This window comes from Neobacillus sp. FW104-15D2, assembly GCF_058790155.1.
In genome coordinates this window covers 25,963-42,151 of the sequence record NZ_JBYTCJ010000008.1, presented here as the reverse complement: position 1 = coordinate 42,151, position 16,189 = coordinate 25,963, and the positions used below count along the sequence as shown (strand labels likewise).

Here is a 16,189-nt window from a genome sequence, read left to right as displayed (position 1 = left end):
GGTGTCCAGTTTGGACGTCATAGAGGTTTCAAATTATGAAGAAATGAGTCAAAAGGCTGCTAATATTGTAATAGAAACTATTAAAGAAAATGTCCGAACCGTGTTGGGCTTGGCAACTGGGAGTACCCCTAAAGGAATGTATCAGGCCTTAATTGATGATCATGAAAAAAATAAAACCTCCTATCAAGAGGTTCGGACCGTTAACCTAGATGAGTATGTTGGTCTGGCTCCAACCGATCCTAACAGTTATCACTTTTTTATGAGAGAAAATCTGTTTGATTCCATCGATATCCCGGGTGGAAATAACCATATTCCGAATGGATTGGCAGAGGACCTGGAAAAGGAATGCAACAGATATGATTCTCTCATTTCACATTTAGGCGGTATAGATTTGCAAATTCTCGGAATTGGGGTTAATGGGCATATCGGTTTTAATGAACCAGGAACTACTTTTGATTCTAAGACCCATATTGTTTCTCTAACTGAATCTACCCGCCAGGCAAATGCCCGTTTTTTTCGAAGCATTGAGGAAGTGCCCACCAAGGCAATCACTATGGGAATTAACACCATCCTCCAGAGTAAAAAAATTATCCTGTTAGCATCGGGTGCCCAGAAGGCGGATGCAATTAAAAAGCTTCTTGAAGGTAAGGTGGATAAAGACTTCCCTGCTTCCGCCCTCTGCCCTCATTCCAACGTTACACTTATTGCAGACACAGAGGCATTATCAAAAGTAGAAGAAGTTAATTCATGTTAAGTGAAAAAGCATGCCGACTTAGGCATGCTTTAGCAATTTCAACATTTCACTCAAACAAGTTTAATTAAGATTATTTACTGTTAATATAGTTTTTACCTTTTTCTCTATTTCCTCGGTTAACAAACCTGGTTCACGTGATCCGCTTCTCTTTTTTAAAACTATCTGATTTACGGCTGCTTTTATTCCTAAGAAAAATGGTGTACTTGCGTTATAAATGCTCATGATTGGAATAAGTTCCTCATGTGCGCCAATTGCTTCTTCATAGTTGCCTTTCCGATAACTTTCATAAAGGCTGACTGATCTTTCAGGGGCAAAAATGGAGGAACCATTAATAGAACCGGCAGATCCTAACTGCAAACCAGGAAGCAAATGATCATCAAAAGCGGAAAATACTGCAAAATCAGGTCGTTCTTTAGTTACATCTTGGATTAGCTCTCTGATATGGCCGATATCGGATATCGTATCTTTAATTCCTGCGATATTCACTCTGGATTGAGCCAGTTTTTTTACAAGGGAGCTTGATAAAGATTGTCCCGTCAACTGAGGGATATTGTAAAGTAAAACAGGAATTTTAATGCTATCCGCTACAGCAAGATAATACTCAAATAATTGATTTTCATTAAAATACCAATAATAAGGACTTACAACCAAAACGCCATCTGCACCTGCAGATTCTGCCTGCTGTGAAAGGCGTACTGTGTCTTTAAGAGAGGTCGTTCCTGTACCTATCAATACAGGCACCCTTTTATTAACATAAGAAGTCATTTCACGAACGAAACCCTCTCGTTCCTCCATAGTCAAGCTGGAGAATTCTCCCGTACTTCCCATAAATAGAATTCCATGAATTCCCTTATTGATCAACCAATCAACAAGGTATTTATTTGCCTGCCAATCAATATCTCCTGATTCCTTAAATAAAGTTACAACAGGAGGTATAATGCCGTGGAATTTGAATATTTCAGCCAACTAAATCCCCCCCCCATTTTACTGCTTACAATGCTTGCATTAACATATCTTCCAAGTCCTTCGCATTAGGGACTCTTGGATTATTGCGGACTAGTCTTGAAATTCCCAAAGTTTTTTCTGCTATATCTTTGATATTTTCTTCCTTAATTCCAATATCACTAAGAGTGGTTGGCAGCCCTATATCCTCTAAAAGCTGTAAAACTGCTTTAGAAGCAGACTGATCTGCTTCCTTTCTACTCAATCCATTAACATTAATCCCAAATGCTTTAGCGATTGCTGTCATCTTATTTGGAGCTACACTTGCATTGTAAGACATTACATATGGAAGCATTAAACCTGTCACCTCACCGTGAGGGGACTTTACTAAACCGCCAATAGGATAGGCGAGTGCATGTGATAGGGCCGTTCCAGCATTTGAGAAAGCCATTCCAGCAAGTAAACTGGCCAGAAGCATATTTGTTCTCGCTTCAAGATTGCTTCCCTGCCTTACAGCCAGAGTTAAATTTTCAGCTACCAATTCAATGGCACGTAATGCAAGTGTATCACTTATGGGCAGAGAGCCCTGAAAGAGTAATTTTCCTTCGGCATCAATACTTGAATATGGTTTAGCTGTATAAGCTTCAACTGCATGTGCCAATGCATCAATACCTGTACAAGCTGTGATATAAGGCGGTAGTTTTAACGTTAGTTCAGGGTCTAAAAGAGCCACTGCAGGTCGCAGATAATTATCGGATATACCGACTTTCAGTTGGTTTTCTGTATCTGTAACAACTGCCACTGACGTCACTTCAGAGCCGGTTCCCGCTGTTGTCGGAATAGCAATAATTGGGGCAATCGGACCTGGAACCATATGCTCTCCAAAATAATCCTTGGGGGTTCCACCATGCGCCATAAGTAAGCCGGTAACTTTTGCAAGATCAATGCTGCTGCCGCCACCAAGTCCAATAATAATATCTGTATCCTGCTTTGACCTTGCAAACTCAAAAGTTTCCAAAGCCATCTCTACAGAAGGTTCAGGCTTTGTCTCTGCAAATATTTCAATTTTATAATCTTTCTTTCGCAACTCTGTAAGTAACTTATCAAGGATCCCAGCCTGTTTTATTCCAGGGTCTGTTATAACAAAAATTCTTTCGGCCTTATAATCAGCTAAAATATCATTTAACTGACAAAGGGAACCTGGACCAAAAACGACTCTCTGGGTTGAATTAAATTCCCAAATGTTCCGCATGCTCTTCTCTCCTTTTTATAAGTTAATCACAATTATTCGTTCATCTGTCATTTCCTGTACAGCAAACCGAGGACCTTCTTTTCCTATACCGCTGTCCTTCACTCCTCCATATGGCATAACATCTGCACGGAAGGAAGATACATCGTTAATAATAACACCGCCAAAATTTAATTTATGGCTGGCTTCCATTGCAATATTTAAATTGGATGTAAATACCCCAGCCTGTAATCCATACGGAGTATCATTTGCCCTTTCAAAAGCCTCTTCAATCGTTTCGTATGGAGTAATACCAATAACAGGGGCAAAAACTTCCTCACAAATGACACGCATATCTTTTCTGACATTGGTTACAATGGCCGGATGCAAGATAGCTCCGTTCCTTTCCCCTCCAAAAACACTGGCACCACTGTCTTTTGCCTCCTGAAGCCATTCCTCAACCCTAATCGCCTCTTTTTCGCTAATCAAAGGACCAATATCAGTTTCAGGATCCTTTGGATCGCCAACTTTTAGTGTTCCTGTCAGTTGGATCGCTTTATCAACGAATGCATGGTAAATATCCTTATGGACATAGACACGCTGAACAGATATGCATGCCTGTCCTGCATTTGAAAATCCTCTCGTTACACAAAGTTCCACTGCCCTGTCCAAATCTGCTACATCATGATGAACAATATTAGGTGAATTATTTCCAAGCTCCAGTGTAACTTTACGAATGCCAGTATTGTTTTTTATCTGCCGTCCTACAAGCGGGCTACCTGTAAAGGTATACATAGCAATTCGTTCATCTTCCAGCAAATACTGTCCGGTAGTGTGTCCGTTTCCATTAATTAGATTAACAAACCCTTTAGGCAGGCCAGCTTCCATTAAAATTTCAACAAGTAAACAAGATATAATCGGTGTTTTTTCTGCCGGTTTCAATACAACCGTGTTCCCTGCGGCAATAGCAGGTCCAATTTTATGTACAACCAGGTTAAAAGGAAAATTAAATGGAGTAATAGCGCCAATAACTCCCACAGGCACACGTATAGTAAAGGCAATTTTATTATCATTTCCTGGTTGTCCTAGAGGAATCCCCTGACCGGTAATCCTCTTTGCTTCTTCAGCTGATGCAATTAGGGTTTGTACTCCTCTGTCAATTTCACTCCTTGCATCTTTTAAAGCTTTACCAGATTCCTTGACAATGGTTAAAGCTAATTCTTCCTTCCTTTGTTTAACAATCTCGACCGTTTTCAATAAAATTTCGTATCTTTGCATCGGTGAGAGTTTGATAGCTTGAAAGGTTTCATAGGCATTTTTAACAGCTTCCCTAACTTCTTCCTTAGAAGCTATAGCGATTGTTGCTATTTCTTCCCCATTATATTTATCCAAAACGGTTAAACTTTCGTTTGATTCCTTCCATGTTCCATTAATAAAATTGCCATAGTAAAGTGTTTTGCTAGTCTGAGACTGTTCCATTTGATTTGTCCTCCTACTGTAGTACGTTTTTAAGTTCTCCAATTGGTTCAATAGAGATAACCATTTCATCTCCTGGCTGAAGCCACTTCTGTTTTTCTTTTTCATATCCAAGAATAACACCATCAGGGGTCCCGGTAAAAATAATATCACCAGGCTTTAATGTCATATACTTAGAAGCATAGCTAATAATAGCAGCACAATTAAAAATCATGTCTTTAGTATTGCCCTTTTGCCGTACTTCACCGTTAATTCTGCATTCCACAGTTAAATTATTTGGATCAATTTCATCGCTTGTGACTAAATATGGGCCAATTGGCGCAAAACCATCAGGGCTTTTTCCAAGTAACCATTGATTCGTTTTGAACTGTAAATCCCTTGCAGAAACGTCATTTCCTATACTGTATCCAAAAACATAGGATAGAGCTTCTTCCTCAGAAACATTCTGTGCTGTTTTTCCAATAACGAGAACAAGCTCTGCTTCATAATCCATTTGCTCTGCTGACTGCGGAATTTTTACTTTTTCTCCATGAGCTGCTAAGGCGTTATTAAACTTACTAAATAAAATTGGAGAAGTAGGTATATCCATTTTTGATTCTTTTGCATGGTTAATATAATTTAAACCCACACAAATAATCTTCTCAGGATCAGTAATAACCGGAGCAAAGTTCAGTTCTCCCTCGGATATAAAATTATCTTTACTTCCTTCGTTAACTGCTCTTTGTAGGACTGCATTAACTGCTTGAAGGCCATCTTCCCTCAGAAGAATTAAATCGTGCATATTTTCAGGCACTTGCAGCTCGAATTTACCGGCAGCCTCTTTTAAATCTAATACACCTAATTCTGTTTTTACTCCCAGGTGAACTTCATTATTTTTTTTAAATTGTACAAGCTTCATCACAATCTCTCCTTTACGTTTACCTTTACTTATATTTTTCGAAGAATTATAATCAGTTTTTATTTAAAACAGTTTTATTTACTAGATTGTAAGGTGCTCTCCATTTAAAACACTGCATACTGTTTTAGCGGCTTTTTCATGCACAAGTGCAACACACTCAACTGATTTATAAGATATGTGAGGTAACTATAACATTATCAAAACCAATGCCCTACCTTACTATTACCTTACATTTTTTCAACTGACTAATTACATTGGCAGTCACTTGCTGTCTCCTTTATTTAAGAGCCTTTCCCTTCCAATATTTAGATTAATAGAAGGAAAAGGATTCTTTATACTGGAAAGTGTAAAATAGTTTTGTTAAACCGTTAAGGACTGTTCAAACTCTCGAATTACTTTTTCTTCCAATTTAAAATTTTTAGCCATAGTTACCAATTCTTCGAAAACTGTGTTAGGTAAGTTAATTCCTGCTTCTTTGTTCTTTGCTTTATTAAGATGCTCAATCTCTCCCGGAAGATAAATTCCATTTGCTCCCTCTGCTAATGGTGTATCCTTAATAAAATTCACATACTTGCCAATAGCTTGATAGAATAGCTGTGGATTAATAAAAGCATCAATTCTGATAGCCATAAAGAAATGGCTTATACCGTTTGGTTTATCAAGATCGTTATACATCGAGTTAATTTCTTTTCCAATGGCTCCACCGCTTAATAGTGCTGATAAAACATCAACAATTACCGCAAGTGCGTACCCTTTTGGACCTCCAACAGGGAATAAAAACCCTCCATTCACCACTTCATCCGGATCGGTTGTCGGTCTTCCCTGGGAATCAACTGCCCAGCCCTCTGGGATAGATTCGCCTTTACTTTTTGCATTTAATATTTTTCCAAGAGGCACTGTACTTGTAGCCATGTCTACCACTATAGGCTTGGAATTACCTGTAGGAACCACAATGGAGATAGGATTATTACCTACTCTTGCTGCTGCGCCTCCTGGAGGGGGCATCAGGGGTTCAACATTGCTGAGAGAAAAGCCAATCATATCATGTTCTTGAATTTTGGAAGCCCAGTACGCTGCTGCACCAAAGTGATTGCTGTTTCTTACGGCCACTGCGCTAATGGGACTTTTTTCTGCTTTCTCTAGCAAAATATCAATCGCCCTTTGGGAAACCACTTGCCCTAATCCATTATGACCATCTAAAACAGCTGTACTATCTGTCTCACGGACAATCTCTAACGCGGATTCGGGAGGAGTTACCCCGTTTGAAAGTCTGTTAAGATAATTTGAGAGCCTAATTACACCATGGCTGCTTACTCCCCTAAGATCAGCATCAACAAGTGAGGAAGATACAAATTCCGCTTCTTCGAACGGAACATTATTTTTTTGAAGTATTCCTGAACAAATTTTCCCAAGAATATCTGCTTGTACATTATGGAAATTACTCATTTGGCCAAACCTCCAGCAACTTTAATATTTGGTTCAATTTTTTCATCCCTAAGAAGAACAATATACAGAATAACTGATAGACCTCCAATAGCACCCGCTACCACTAGGGCTGCAATGAAACTATGTAATTGATCGGCCAGAAAACCAGTTAAAATGGGGGCAATCCAACCTGAAAGATTGCCAATAAAGTTTTGCATCCCTGCAAGGGTACCTACCATACCTTTTGGTGCAATATCGGCAACTACCGCCCAAGAACCACCATTTGCAAACATCATTCCACCCAAAGAAACTGCGATTAAGCCTAACGCCATATAAACATTTGTAACAAAAGCAGCAGGTATAATTGCTAACGAAAAGATCATTCCACTTGTCATAATCATCCTTCGTCCAATAATCGGTGCCCATCCATTTTTTATAAGCCTGTCAGATAAATAACCACCCAAAATGGCACCAATCGATGCAGCAATCCAAGGAATCATTGAATTAAATCCCGCTTTTAATAAAGACATATGCCTTTCTACAACAAGATAAGTCGGAAGCCATGTTAGCATGAGATAAAGCAAATAATCTTGAGCGAAAAGCCCAAATAAAATTCCCCACACATTTCGATACCTCAAAAGTTGATACCACTTTAAACCACTTGCTGGTGCTTCCATTCCACTTGCTGTTTGCCCATCAAGAATATATTCCAATTCAGCTTTATTAACTTTAGGATCATCAGCAGGATTATTTTTGAAGCCAATAATCCAGAATATCACCCATATTATTCCAAGGGCTCCTGTTACTAGAAATGAAGCTCTCCATCCGAAACTTTCAACAATCCAGGCAACAATAGGAGTCGTTAATCCTGCACCAACCGCAATCCCCATTGTAAATAACCCGTTTGCAATTCCCCTCTCCTTAGCTGGAAGCCAATCAGAGATTACTTTAGTATTTGTTGGAAAAGCAGGTGATTCACCAATACCCATTAATGCTCGAATTCCGATAAGTCCTCCTACTGAACGACCGAAAGCTGTAAAAGCACTGAATATGGACCACCAAATAATAGCGACTCCATAAGTAACTCTAGGACCCAGTTTATCTACAATACTACCAACTGGAATCTGCATTAAAGCATAAGTCCAGAAAAAAGCAGATCCAAGCAGACCGAATTCTGTTTTTGTTAATCCAATATCTTTCATCATGCCAGGACCAGCTATTCCAAAGTTTGCTCTATCCAGGTAATTAATAGAAGTAGCTAGAAAAATAAGGATTACAATTGTCCATCTCTTATTTGTCTTTTTCATAATTTCATCTCCTTTTAACAACATAATTAAGTTAATTTGTTAGGAAACGCTTACATTTTATAAATACAAGGGTAATTAGCTCTGATTAAAGTGATTTATGAATGAAAAAAAATTAAACTTTTGTTACAATAACATAATAGGGATTAATACTAAGCCTTTTTGCGCTGGTTTTATCCTTTCCCTGGCATGACCAGGAAACTTCCGAGAGTAATGTGTGGGTCGCCAAACCAATAACACATTGCTCTTTTTTTACGCTTTTAAACTATTGCTTCCAACCTCTTTATACATCTCGATAAATGACTCTTTAGTCTCGTCAAGATGCGATTTCAGGTGAACCTTTGCTGTTCCATCCTTCAAACCCTCAATTATCCGCCTGTGCTCATCAATCACTTCTTCTCTTCTCGATTTTCTATTTAAGACCCGTATTCCCACCCGAAGCATCATATCTGAGATTTGTTCAGAAAAAGCTCTAATTCGGCTGTTGTCTGTTAAATCATAAAGCAGACTATGAAATTCTCTATCAAGGGACATAAAATCAAAATCTGATTGGTCCTTTTCTTCTTTACTCATTTTGTTCAGAATAATTTCCAACTGTCTTGCTGTTTCTTGTTCTTTCCCAGTCTCGATAAGGAGCTCAATTATTCCAGGCTCAATGATCTTCCGAAGCTGGAACAATTCATCAATATCTTTTAATGTTACTGGTTTTACATAAGTTCCTTTATATTGGATTGTATATACCCAGCCTTCCGACTCCAGTATTTGAATTGCCTCCCGAAATGGTGTACGACTTATTTTGAACCTTTCGAGAACCAGTCTTTCGGTAATGGCATCATCATCTTTAAATGCACCAGTAATAATTGCTCTTTTAACAATATTATAGGCCTGCATTTTTAATGGAGCAGGAACAGAAAAGTCAATATTCATTCTCTCACCTCCTTATCAGAAATTTATAACAAAGTAATATATAATACTTAATATTCAAAATATTATATATCATATATAATATATTAGTATCAATCTTATTAAAAAGCAAATATTAAATATACTATATTTTTCGAATTATTTAATTTTAAAATTATTACTCTCCAGTACCTTCATCATTGAAAAAGACCCCTAATAAGGAGTCTTTTAACTAATTGTTCACTTTGTAATATCGTTTCAATAACCTAAGAAAATCTCATCATCCCGGTGATAACCGCCATATCCCATTCCTGGATATCCTCCGGTTCCCATGCCAGGAAACCCGCCGTGGCCTAATCCTAACCCTGGAAAGCCTCCATGTCCCATGCCGTAACCTGGATAGCCTCCATGTCCCATGCCGTAACCTGGATAACCTCCATGTCCCATGCCGTAGCCTGGATAACCTCCATGTCCCATGCCGTAACCTGGATAACCTCCATGTCCCATGCCGTAACCTGGATAGCCTCCTGCTCCCATGCCGTAGCCTGGATAGCCTCCTGCTCCCATGCCGTAGCCTGGATAGCCTCCTGCTCCCATGCCTGGATAACCACCATGGCTCATGCCATACCCTGGGTAGCCTCCACCCATAGCTGATGAAAAGCCGCTTGATTCAATGCCAGTACCGGGGTAACCGCCTGTGCCCATACCCATATTCCCAAATTGTCTATCCATTTTTAATCTCTCCTCCTCAGATAATTACAAAGTAGTGTATGTGTCCATATCCAAAAAGGAATGGTTATTCGCCCATATGAAATGTTTAGAGGTTTATTTATTACCCCTAAATATTTATGTTAAGATTTTAATAGCTTATATATAAAGGGAGGACAGGATGATGAATATAATTGATTTACATTGTGATGCGCTGATGAAATTGCAGGATGCTAAAGGAACTTTAAGTTTTTTAGACTCTCCGGAATTGGAAACAAATAAAACAAGATTGCAAAAGGGAAATGTTAAGGTTCAGTGCTTTGCCATTTTTATCGAGCCCGATATCCCTTCTGATCAAAAATTTCAAGCCGCATTAGGACAGGTGGATTATTTTTATAAGGAAGTATTGGGGGAAAATCCTGATATGGTCCATATAAAGGACTGGTCTGACTTTGATCATTTAAAAATTGGCCAAATTGGCGCTATGTTAACGCTTGAGGGTGTTGATGCCATCGGGAATGACATTTCTAAATTACATATTCTTTATCAGCTTGGGGTTCGATCTGTCGGACTTACCTGGAATAATGCAAACTTGGCTGCTGATGGAGCGGGAGAGCCACGTGGTGCTGGCCTTACCCTTTTTGGGAAAGAAATTGTTCAATTTCATAATGAACATCAAATATTAACAGACGTATCCCATTTATGTGATAAAGCGTTTTGGGATGTAATGGTTATAGCCAAATACCCAATTGCCAGTCATTCCAACTCTCGAGCACTATGTAACCACCGCCGCAATTTAACCGATGAACAAGCTAGAGCTATGTTTCAACAACGCGGACTCGTCCACGTTGTTTTTAATCCCCCTTTTATAACTGAAAATGGGAAAGCTGGAATTTCTGATTTAATTAGGCATATTGATCATTTCTGTTCGCTAGGCGGAGTGAAACAAATTGGACTTGGTTCCGATTTTGACGGTATTTCTACATTTATTACCCATCTGGAGGATGCTTCTAAAAACCAAAACCTTATTAATGAGCTTCTAAAGTTTTATAAGGAAGAAGAGGTTCGTGGCTTTGCCTATCAAAACTTCCTAGATCTCCGACCAGGCTTTGGCAGATGAAGATTCGAAATAATGGCAGAATAATCGGGCTGCTTGAAACTGGTTCAAAAAATTGTATTACTGATGTTAAAGGCGTTGCTGTTGGCCATGTGACACTTGATTATCCACTTGATGAAGCAGGAAATGAATACGCCTGTACAGGTGTTACAGCCGTTTTGCCACATGACGGGAACCTATTTAAAGAAAAAGTTACAGCTGCCAGCTATGTTCTCAATGGTTTTGGTAAAACAACTGGGCTGGTCCAACTGAATGAACTGGGTGTCCTGGAGTCCCCTATTATGCTGACAAATACCTTTGGTGTCCCTGCTGTTACCCAGGGAGTACTTGAATATATGCTTAAGGAGAATGCGGAGATTGGTGATACTACTGGAACTATTAATATTGTCGTTGGGGAGTGCAATGACGGTTATTTAAATTCCATCCGGCAGTTTCCTGTTAAACCTCAGCATGCAATGGAAGCGATCAATAAAGCTTCTGACGGTCAGGTAATAGAAGGAGCTGTCGGGGCAGGAAAAGGAATGGTATGCTTTGGCTATAAAGGCGGCATCGGCACCGCGTCCCGGAAGGTGGAAGACTTCACAATTGGCTGTCTCGTTTTAACCAATTTCGGAAAAAAAGAAGAGTTTTTCAGCTTTCAAATAGTGGAAGGTAATGGGATAGCTGAAGCCTCTGATGGATCCATTATTATGGTCCTTGCGACCGATGCTCCATTAAGTGACCGGCAGCTTCAGCGGGTTGCTAAACGCTGCGGAATTGGTCTTGGAAGAACAGGAAGCCACTTAAGCCATGGAAGTGGTGATATTGTTATTGCCTTTTCTACCGCCCACAAGATTCCTCACTTTTCAGAGGATAAAGCTGAAACCCGAGTACAGCTTAGGGAGGACCATCCTATTATGAACCAGCTTTTTACAGGAGCAGCTGAAGCAGCTCAGGAGGCAATTTTGAATTCTTTATCCCAGGCTGAAACAACAAAAGGAAGAAACGGCCGGGTTGTTGAAAGAATTTCATTTTAAAAAATAGCAACTAGTGTTATTGAGAACTCCTTCTGCTGAGAATCAATTTATTCGTTCTCAAGATTTCCTTTGAAGCACTTTTCGACTGATAATTTGATTGTGTTTGTTCTCAAGCCAGCGGTTTTTAGCTTTGCCAACCGTATTTTGAATCACTTTATGCACATTTTTAGACAACTTTCTCTTCTGCTGAGATTAAATCGATCCTGCTCACGAATGACTATTAAACACTTTGATTGGTTTTGTTCCTTTTTTATAAACGCGAAAGAAATTAGTGAAATTTTTATAATCAAAATGAGCATAATAAAAACGATTAAATTTTGAAAGTGAGATGATGACGGTTGTCAAATCAAGGCAGACAAAATAAGGATCAAACGAGAGAACAAATCGAGAAACAGGATAATAGAAATGACATTGAATTAGGAAGTGACTTTCAAATAGGGAACTCGAAGTCACAGAGTCAGAAAAAAAGTGGGCGTCAGGCTAATAAAAAATAGAACTTTAAGCGGGATAATAAGAAAGCTAGGCCCAATGTCCTCATAAGTCATAATTGTTAACAATTAAAGATTCAACATTAAAGAAAAAGCATGCCAACCCGGCATGCTTTTTCGCGTATTATGGTAATTTTACAAAATTCTTTAGGAAGTCACGTGCTGACGATGTGTCGAGACGGAAAATAACATTTGTCGACTTGCACATAGAGTCGCCAGTAATTGTAATACCTGCAACCATATCCGTTTCCTCGTCCCCTGAGCCAAGGAAGTTCGGTCCGCCAGAATCTCCATAACAGGTACCTGAATCACCGGCTGCGTCATTTTGAGAGAGGCGAAGCCAGGTTTTATTCAGTGCACTAAATTGGGAAACAGAGACTCTCTTCAAGCCATCATATGGGAATTCTGCACCGCCGGGCTGGTTAACAGGGTCTTGTACCCCATACCCAACTGCTGTAAAAGTTTGATCATTCATTTGCCCTTTTGCAGCCATTTGATCAAATAGACCTGCGGCAGGAAGTTTTGCAGGCATAATACCTTTTATTGGTTTAACTAATTGAACAACTGCAATATCACCAGTATCCGATTGAGCCTGATTATATGCTGGGTTTGTTATTGCATGTCCGGCATAAAGTGTTTGATTTGTTATAGGATCAACATCTTCATCAAAGCTAATCCAAACAGTGTTATTGTCAGGCAGATCAGCGGTACAGTGGGAAGCAGTTAAAAATGTATCTGAATCAATTAGAGTTCCTGTACAAATGTGACGCTTCTCTCCATTTTCCTCCACTATTAAAGCTCCAACATTTTTATGCTTGCCGTTGTCAGGCTCTCCATAAGTAATGGCACCTGCAGACTGGGCAAATAATGTAACTGCCAGCCCAACTGCAGATAATAAAGTAAACACCTTCTTCTTTTCTTTCATCTTCCAACCTCCTTATAAATATGTAAATTTCGATTTACTGAGACTCATTTAAAGCCTCAAAATCCCGTTTGGATATTCCTAATATTTACATAATATAATATTTTAAGAGGAAAAGGAAAATATTTCTTAAAATAGTTCTCTTGACCCATTTGATGTTTATTTCAAAAAGTTTTCGATCAATGAAATTTGATTCTCTGTATTTAAAGCGGGAGCATGACCCAGCTTTGGTAGTGTCACCAGTTGACAGTTCTCTTTCTTTTCCATTTTTTCAGCTACGTCAAGCGGCAGTACATCTGAAATTTCTCCACGTATTAGAAGAGTTTGTGATTGGATGGCTTCCCAATGGTTCCAGAGATTTAAATCTTCTGTATGCTGAAATTGCAAGGAAATATTGGGATCATAATCAGGACTAATGCCTCCTCCATCCCTTCGTCTGCATGAAAATTGGGTAAAATCAACCCACTCCTGCTCACTTGAAAGGCCAAAGGTAACATATATCGTTTGATAATATTTCACTAGCTCTGAAAAAGTATTAAATTGGGGCGGAGAACCTACATAACTGATAATCCGTTTAATCCCTTCGATATCCTCGACAGCATTTTCAGAAGCCCCGGCTCCTATGTCATTCAATACTAAATGGCTAATACGGTTTTGATATTCTGGGGTTCCGGCAATACGTATACCAATGGCTCCGCCCATTGACGTACCGACCCAGCGAACTTGCTGGATTCCTAGGTGGTCTAGCAATCCAATTGCCAAATTGCTGTATTTTTCAAAACTATAATCCTTTTCTGGAGATGAACTCCACTGGCTCAATCCCCGCCCGATTGTATCAGGGCAAATGACATGATACTCCTCTGCTAAATGCCGGGCAAGAATATCAAAATCCCGCCCGTTTCTGGTTAATCCGTGCCAGCAAACAACAGTTGGTTTTTCTGTATCTCCCCATTCTGAAAAATGAACTTCCATTCCATTAATTGTGGCAAATCTCGACTTAGGAAATAGCAATTTACAAACCTCCTATATTTTGTTCTGATTAATAATTCGCCTAAGAAATTTATATACCTTCATTGCTAAAAAAAAAGAACTGCCCAAGGCAGTTAGTTTGCTTTTAGAACAATGGAAATTCCCCGGAATTCCAGAGGAACGGTTATTAAAAATAATAAAGAGGTGAAATTGTAATTATGATGAAACAAGTAAACTATTTTTACCTATAAAGATTAAGAACATATTTGTCATTAAAGCTGGAAAGAGTATAAACCAACATTTGTTCATCACAAATTGGAGACCATTTTTGGACTGAAAAGTCTAATTAAATCATCATCAGAAACATGAGCGAAAACGGAACACAGAAGAACTGCAAAAATAAAAAAGAGTGGGTCGTTTCGTTTTAAGGTCAACTTATGATTCCCCACTACTTTACCTTTCTATTTTTCAATAACCTCTTAATCATTCGAATTTGACCGCGGTGATTTATTTCGTCCTCGATAACATGGAACCACATCCAGTAGTGGTTATATGGAAGGCCATTTTCCCAATTCTTTGTTTCCGTGAGCCACTGGTCGTCCTGAGTTTTTAACAATGATAAGGTATTGTCCCTGATAGATGCTAAACGATTAAAGTAGTAATCAAGTGAATGTCCTCGAAACTTTTCTCTTGCCAGATTTCCAAGCTCGAGAGCTGTTCCCCATTCTATACGTTCTACTTCGTTAATATCTCTGTCTTCAACAGAAATAATTTGATGTACAAATTCAATAGAGGCAATATGCATTAAAAGCGATCCAATAGTGTTTGAACTTTCATCGGGCAGATAATCCAGGTCTTCCTTAGTTAATCCTTGGAGGTCACTTAAAGTAACTGCCCTTGTGTGCTCCAACATGGAAACTAGGTCGCCAATTTTCTCTGTATAACCCGGTATATGCTTTATACAATAGTTAATCATTCTTCCTTCCACCCCCTATTCTCCATTTAACCTTAAATCAGTATGGAGAAATAGGCTGATATTTATTGGATATATATGGTATAATTAAATTGACTTTAGAAAAACTTGGCATTCCCCAAGTCTCTTTGGCGGAGGCCCTAGTTTTACTTATCACGCTTAAATCGGCACATCCCTGTCCTTTCGCCTGACTAGGACTTCCTCGGAAAAGCATGTGCTTTTCCTTCGTGCGATGATAATGCTGCCGAAGCCTTCCTTGTCCCGTCCGTCGTGCGTTCAGAATTTAGGGATATAAATTCTGTTAGCTAAAAGAAAAGCAAAACCATTTCGGTTTTGCCCTTTTTTCCGTATTTCACCTTCCAAATATTTCTCATTTGACAATCCGCTCCTGCCCATATCTCTTCTGCCCTCTTTGCATATGGTATAAAGACCCATATGAAAGGTGGTGTTGTATATGTTCTATGGTGGTTATGGATACGGCGGATACGGCTGTGGAGGCTGTGGTTTCGGCGGCGGTTTCGCATTGATTGTAGTACTTTTCATCCTTTTAATTATCGTTGGCTGCTCTTGTTTTTACTAAGCCAGAATTGAAAGCGCTGAGCAAAACTCAGCGCTTATTTTATTTTCAGTTTAGAAAAATAACTCATGATATCACTTGTAATCCAACACAATTGATGTTATTCTTAAAAAGAATTATTTTTGTTCGGTGTAAAGGATAGTATAAGTACAAACTTTTCGTCTTAATGATCACTGAGAGCAAGGATAGTAACACATTGTGTGTGAAACACACTAGGAGGCAACAAAAATGGAAAATGGTAAAGTAAAATGGTTTAACAGCGAAAAAGGATTCGGATTCATCGAGCGCGAAGGTGGAGAAGATGTATTCGTTCATTTCTCAGCGATCCAAGGCGAAGGGTTCAAAACTTTAGAAGAAGGTCAATCAGTGACTTTTGATGTTGAGCAAGGTCAACGTGGCGCGCAAGCAGCTAACGTTCGTAAAGCTTAATCTAATTTCAACCATTATAAAAGACTCTTTTTTAGAGTCTTTTTTTATTATGAAAAAAGC

The 16,189-nt window shown here is 39.0% G+C and carries 16 protein-coding genes; 5 read left to right on the top strand and 11 right to left on the bottom strand.

Features of this window, described 5'->3' with window-relative positions; genetic code table 11:
- The first annotated feature begins 10 nt into the window (after positions 1 to 10).
- Positions 11 to 754, top strand: a complete 744-nt coding sequence (gene nagB, locus AC3WR0_RS08380) for a glucosamine-6-phosphate deaminase (protein ID WP_492551878.1) — start codon at positions 11 to 13, stop codon at positions 752 to 754.
- 60 nt (positions 755 to 814) lie between these two features.
- Here nagB and AC3WR0_RS08375 read toward each other — a convergent pair whose 3' ends face one another.
- From AC3WR0_RS08375 to AC3WR0_RS08340, 8 genes are all read right to left on the bottom strand, one after another.
- A complete protein-coding gene (locus AC3WR0_RS08375; RefSeq protein WP_492551877.1) occupies positions 815 to 1,720 on the bottom strand; it encodes a dihydrodipicolinate synthase family protein in 906 nt (301 codons plus the stop codon).
- Between the two features lie 25 nt (positions 1,721 to 1,745).
- Positions 1,746 to 2,948 carry a hydroxyacid-oxoacid transhydrogenase gene (locus AC3WR0_RS08370; protein ID WP_492551876.1) on the bottom strand — a complete coding sequence of 401 codons (1,203 nt, stop codon included), beginning with the start codon at positions 2,946 to 2,948 and terminating at the stop codon, positions 1,746 to 1,748.
- Between the two features lie 15 nt (positions 2,949 to 2,963).
- Positions 2,964 to 4,403 carry an aldehyde dehydrogenase family protein gene (locus tag AC3WR0_RS08365; protein ID WP_492551875.1) on the bottom strand — a complete coding sequence of 480 codons (1,440 nt, stop codon included), beginning with the start codon at positions 4,401 to 4,403 and terminating at the stop codon, positions 2,964 to 2,966.
- Positions 4,404 to 4,416: 13 nt separating this feature from the next.
- Complete coding sequence (locus AC3WR0_RS08360) at positions 4,417 to 5,298, bottom strand: fumarylacetoacetate hydrolase family protein (protein ID WP_492551874.1); 882 nt, start codon at positions 5,296 to 5,298, stop codon at positions 4,417 to 4,419.
- A 360-nt stretch (positions 5,299 to 5,658) separates the two neighbouring features.
- A complete protein-coding gene (locus tag AC3WR0_RS08355) occupies positions 5,659 to 6,744 on the bottom strand; it encodes an Ldh family oxidoreductase (protein WP_492551873.1) in 1,086 nt (361 codons plus the stop codon).
- Complete coding sequence (locus AC3WR0_RS08350) at positions 6,741 to 8,030, bottom strand: MFS transporter (RefSeq protein ID WP_492551872.1); 1,290 nt, start codon at positions 8,028 to 8,030, stop codon at positions 6,741 to 6,743. Before AC3WR0_RS08350 ends, AC3WR0_RS08355 begins: the two co-directional genes overlap by 4 nt.
- Before the next feature lie 249 nt (positions 8,031 to 8,279).
- Positions 8,280 to 8,954 (bottom strand): GntR family transcriptional regulator, encoded by a 675-nt coding sequence (locus tag AC3WR0_RS08345; RefSeq protein WP_492551871.1) that lies wholly within the window; start codon positions 8,952 to 8,954, stop codon positions 8,280 to 8,282.
- 234 nt (positions 8,955 to 9,188) lie between these two features.
- Positions 9,189 to 9,662, bottom strand: a complete 474-nt coding sequence (locus tag AC3WR0_RS08340; RefSeq protein ID WP_492551870.1) for a hypothetical protein — start codon at positions 9,660 to 9,662, stop codon at positions 9,189 to 9,191.
- Positions 9,663 to 9,822: 160 nt separating this feature from the next.
- On the opposite strand from AC3WR0_RS08340, the gene AC3WR0_RS08335 reads away from it, so the two are divergent.
- Both AC3WR0_RS08335 and AC3WR0_RS08330 read left to right on the top strand, forming a co-directional pair.
- Positions 9,823 to 10,758 carry a dipeptidase gene (locus AC3WR0_RS08335; RefSeq protein ID WP_492551987.1) on the top strand — a complete coding sequence of 312 codons (936 nt, stop codon included), beginning with the start codon at positions 9,823 to 9,825 and terminating at the stop codon, positions 10,756 to 10,758.
- Positions 10,755 to 11,771, top strand: a complete 1,017-nt coding sequence (locus tag AC3WR0_RS08330) for a DmpA family aminopeptidase (protein ID WP_492551869.1) — start codon at positions 10,755 to 10,757, stop codon at positions 11,769 to 11,771. The genes AC3WR0_RS08335 and AC3WR0_RS08330 overlap by 4 nt, the downstream gene beginning before the upstream one ends.
- 612 nt (positions 11,772 to 12,383) lie before the next feature.
- On the opposite strand, the gene AC3WR0_RS08325 is transcribed toward AC3WR0_RS08330, so the two are convergent.
- The 3 genes from AC3WR0_RS08325 to AC3WR0_RS08315 form a co-directional block, all read right to left on the bottom strand.
- Positions 12,384 to 13,184, bottom strand: coding sequence for a S1 family peptidase (locus tag AC3WR0_RS08325; protein ID WP_492551868.1), 801 nt, complete (start codon positions 13,182 to 13,184; stop codon positions 12,384 to 12,386).
- 156 nt (positions 13,185 to 13,340) lie between these two features.
- The gene (locus tag AC3WR0_RS08320) at positions 13,341 to 14,192 is read right to left on the bottom strand and encodes an alpha/beta fold hydrolase (RefSeq protein WP_492551867.1); all 852 of its coding nucleotides are present in this window, start codon (positions 14,190 to 14,192) and stop codon (positions 13,341 to 13,343) included.
- 406 nt (positions 14,193 to 14,598) lie between these two features.
- On the bottom strand, positions 14,599 to 15,126 hold the full coding sequence (locus AC3WR0_RS08315; protein WP_492551866.1) for a DinB family protein: 528 nt from the start codon (positions 15,124 to 15,126) through the stop codon (positions 14,599 to 14,601).
- Positions 15,127 to 15,577: 451 nt separating this feature from the next.
- Between AC3WR0_RS08315 and AC3WR0_RS08310 the strand changes: the two genes are divergently transcribed.
- Entirely contained in the window at positions 15,578 to 15,703 is a 126-nt protein-coding gene (locus AC3WR0_RS08310; RefSeq protein WP_492551865.1) for a YjcZ family sporulation protein, read from the top strand.
- Between the two features lie 225 nt (positions 15,704 to 15,928).
- A complete protein-coding gene (locus AC3WR0_RS08305; RefSeq protein ID WP_160723702.1) occupies positions 15,929 to 16,129 on the top strand; it encodes a cold-shock protein in 201 nt (66 codons plus the stop codon).
- Positions 16,130 to 16,189: the final 60 nt, after the last annotated feature.

Coding starts and splice junctions, on each gene's coding strand:
- AC3WR0_RS08370 (WP_492551876.1), bottom strand. CDS start 2,948: ATGCGGAACATTTGGGAATTTAATTCAACCCAGAGAGTCGTTTTTGGT.
- AC3WR0_RS08365 (WP_492551875.1), bottom strand. CDS start 4,403: ATGGAACAGTCTCAGACTAGCAAAACACTTTACTATGGCAATTTTATT.
- AC3WR0_RS08360 (WP_492551874.1), bottom strand. CDS start 5,298: ATGAAGCTTGTACAATTTAAAAAAAATAATGAAGTTCACCTGGGAGTA.
- AC3WR0_RS08355 (WP_492551873.1), bottom strand. CDS start 6,744: ATGAGTAATTTCCATAATGTACAAGCAGATATTCTTGGGAAAATTTGT.
- AC3WR0_RS08350 (WP_492551872.1), bottom strand. CDS start 8,030: ATGAAAAAGACAAATAAGAGATGGACAATTGTAATCCTTATTTTTCTA.
- AC3WR0_RS08345 (WP_492551871.1), bottom strand. CDS start 8,954: ATGAATATTGACTTTTCTGTTCCTGCTCCATTAAAAATGCAGGCCTAT.
- AC3WR0_RS08340 (WP_492551870.1), bottom strand. CDS start 9,662: ATGGATAGACAATTTGGGAATATGGGTATGGGCACAGGCGGTTACCCC.
- AC3WR0_RS08335 (WP_492551987.1), top strand. CDS start 9,823: ATGAATATAATTGATTTACATTGTGATGCGCTGATGAAATTGCAGGAT.
- AC3WR0_RS08330 (WP_492551869.1), top strand. CDS start 10,755: ATGAAGATTCGAAATAATGGCAGAATAATCGGGCTGCTTGAAACTGGT.
- AC3WR0_RS08325 (WP_492551868.1), bottom strand. CDS start 13,184: ATGAAAGAAAAGAAGAAGGTGTTTACTTTATTATCTGCAGTTGGGCTG.
- AC3WR0_RS08315 (WP_492551866.1), bottom strand. CDS start 15,126: ATGATTAACTATTGTATAAAGCATATACCGGGTTATACAGAGAAAATT.
- AC3WR0_RS08310 (WP_492551865.1), top strand. CDS start 15,578: ATGTTCTATGGTGGTTATGGATACGGCGGATACGGCTGTGGAGGCTGT.
- AC3WR0_RS08305 (WP_160723702.1), top strand. CDS start 15,929: ATGGAAAATGGTAAAGTAAAATGGTTTAACAGCGAAAAAGGATTCGGA.